This window comes from Polynucleobacter sp. 35-46-11, from assembly GCF_002281105.1.
Genome location: NZ_NCFJ01000358.1, coordinates 1 through 2650, shown reverse-complemented (window position 1 = coordinate 2650; position 2650 = coordinate 1). Strand labels below are relative to the sequence as shown.

Sequence of the window (2650 nt, the reverse complement as noted above, 5' to 3'; positions counted from 1 at the left end):
AATGGCGATGAAGTGTTGGTGCCAGCTCCTGACTATCCATTGTGGACAGCTGCTGTGAGTCTGTCTGGTGGTACCCCAGTGCATTACTTGTGTGATGAGTCCAAAGAATGGGCTCCTGATTTGGCGGATTTGCGTAAAAAGATCACGCCGCGCACTAAAGCGATTGTGGTGATTAATCCTAACAATCCAACCGGCGCCATCTACTCAAAAGAAGTATTGACTGAGTTAACCTCCATCGCCCGTGAGCATGGATTGATTCTGTTTGCCGATGAGATTTACGACAAGATGTTGTATGACCAAGAAAAGCATATCTCCTTGGCATCTTTATCTACTGATGTGGTCACCATTACCTTCAATGGTTTATCTAAGAACTACCGCTCTTGCGGCTACCGAGCTGGCTGGATGATAGTTTCTGGTGACAAAGAGATGATCCGCGATTACATCGAGGGTCTCAATATGTTGTCCTCAATGCGATTGTGTGCCAACGTACCGGGCCAGTACGCAATTCAAACGGCATTGGGTGGTTATCAAAGTATCAATGATTTGGTTAATGAGGGTGGTCGCTTAGCAAAGCAGCGTGAGCTTGCTTGGAAGCTCATTACTGAGATCCCAGGCGTGACATGCGTGAAACCAAAGTCTGCTTTGTACTTATTTCCAAAGCTTGATCCTGAGATGTATCCAATCGAGGATGATCAGCAATTTGTTGCCGATCTTTTGAAAGAAGAAAAAGTGTTGTTAGTACAAGGCTCTGGTTTTAACTGGGGCAAGCCAGATCATTTCCGTTTAGTGTTCTTACCTCATGAAGATGTGCTTAATGAGGCGATTGGTCGCCTTGCACGTTTTCTTGAGCGTTATCGTCAAAAACATAGTCGCAAAGCGGCTAATTCAACAGCAACAAAGGCATCATGAAACCGATTCAAGTTGGTCTATTAGGTATTGGCACTGTGGGTGGTGGAGTATTTACTGTTCTCGAGCGTAACCAAGATGAAATTACCCGTCGCGCTGGCCGTGGCATTCGTATTAATACAGTTGCCGATCTCAATGTAGAGCGTGCTAAAGAATTAGTAAAAGATCGCGCTCAAGTAGTGAGTGATGCTCGTGCAGTCATTAATAATCCTGAGATTGATATCGTTGTTGAGTTGATTGGTGGTTACGGTATTGCTAAAGATTTGGTGCTAGAGGCAATCGCAGCTGGCAAGCATGTAGTGACGGCTAATAAGGCCTTGATCGCCGTTCATGGCAATGAAATTTTTCAGGCTGCCCATGAAAAAGGTGTGATGGTTGCATTTGAGGCGGCTGTAGCAGGTGGTATTCCAATCATCAAGGCCTTGCGCGAAGGTTTGACTGCAAACCGTATCGAATGGATCGCTGGCATCATCAATGGCACAACCAATTTCATTCTTTCTGAGATGCGTGACAAAGGTTTAGACTTTGCAACCGTCTTAAAAGAGGCGCAGCGTTTAGGCTACGCAGAAGCGGATCCTACATTTGATATTGAAGGTGTAGACGCTGCACACAAGGCAACCATCATGAGTGCCATTGCATTTGGTATTCCAATGCAATTTGAAAAAGCGCACGTTGAGGGTATTACCAAGCTGGATGCCATCGATATTAAATACGCTGAGCAGTTGGGCTATCGCATCAAGTTGCTTGGTATCGCCAAGAAGACATCTAGCGGTGTCGAATTACGTGTGCACCCAACTTTGATTCCAACGAAGCGTTTAATTGCTAACGTAGAAGGTGCTATGAATGCCGTTCAGGTATTCGGCGATGCCGTTGGTACTACGCTTTACTACGGTAAAGGTGCGGGTTCAGAGCCAACTGCTTCCGCTGTGATTGCCGACTTAGTAGATATCACACGATTATTAGGTGCGAGCCCTGAGAATCGTGTCCCATACCTTGCTTTCCAACCAGATGCAGTGCGCGACATTACTGTATTGCCTATGGGTGAAATCACCACCAGCTACTATTTACGCTTGCGTGTAGCAGATCAGGCCGGCGTTTTAGCTGACATCACAAAAATTTTGGCAGCTCACGGCATCTCGATTGATGCGCTCTTGCAAAAAGAAGCGGACGAGGGTGAAAGCCAAACTGATTTGGTAGCTTTGACTCACGAAACCAAAGAAAAGCACATGCTAGCAGCGATTGCTGAAATCCAGAATCTAAAAACTGTTGCTGGCGAAGTAGTGAAGATCCGCTTAGAAAATCTGTCCTAATATAAATACATGCGTTACCAATCTACTCGTGGCAATAGCCCGCAACAATCCTTTTTAGAAATCCTCCTTGGTGGATTGGCGCCAGATGGTGGTTTGTATCTGCCGACTGAGTATCCGCAAGTCACTAAAGAGCAGCTCGATTCTTGGCGTGGATTGTCATATGCTGATCTCGCTTATGAAGTCTTGAGTTTGTATTGTGATGATATTCCTGAAGCGGATTTACGCGCTTTATTACGTAAGACCTATACAGAGCAGGTCTATTGCAATGGACGGACTGAAGATAAAGCTAAAGACATCACGCCATTACATTGGCTGGGTGAAGAGCAGGGCACACGCATTGGATTGCTGAGTCTGTCTAACGGACCAACATTGGCATTTAAAGATATGGCGATGCAGTTGCTCGGCAATCTCTTTGAATACGCGTTAAAGAAAAA

At 45.6% G+C, this 2650-nt stretch carries 2 protein-coding genes and 1 pseudogene; all 3 read left to right on the top strand.

Annotated elements, in window-relative coordinates; genetic code table 11:
* Positions 1–909, top strand: a 909-nt coding sequence (locus tag B7Y67_RS14855) for a pyridoxal phosphate-dependent aminotransferase (protein ID WP_293599304.1), incomplete at its 5' end; no start/stop codon positions are given.
* A complete protein-coding gene (locus tag B7Y67_RS14850) occupies positions 906–2216 on the top strand; it encodes a homoserine dehydrogenase (protein ID WP_215301440.1) in 1311 nt (436 codons plus the stop codon). The genes B7Y67_RS14855 and B7Y67_RS14850, both read left to right, overlap by 4 nt.
* Before the next feature lie 9 nt (positions 2217–2225).
* Positions 2226–2650: pseudogene (locus B7Y67_RS14845) on the top strand (threonine synthase); the annotation flags it as partial.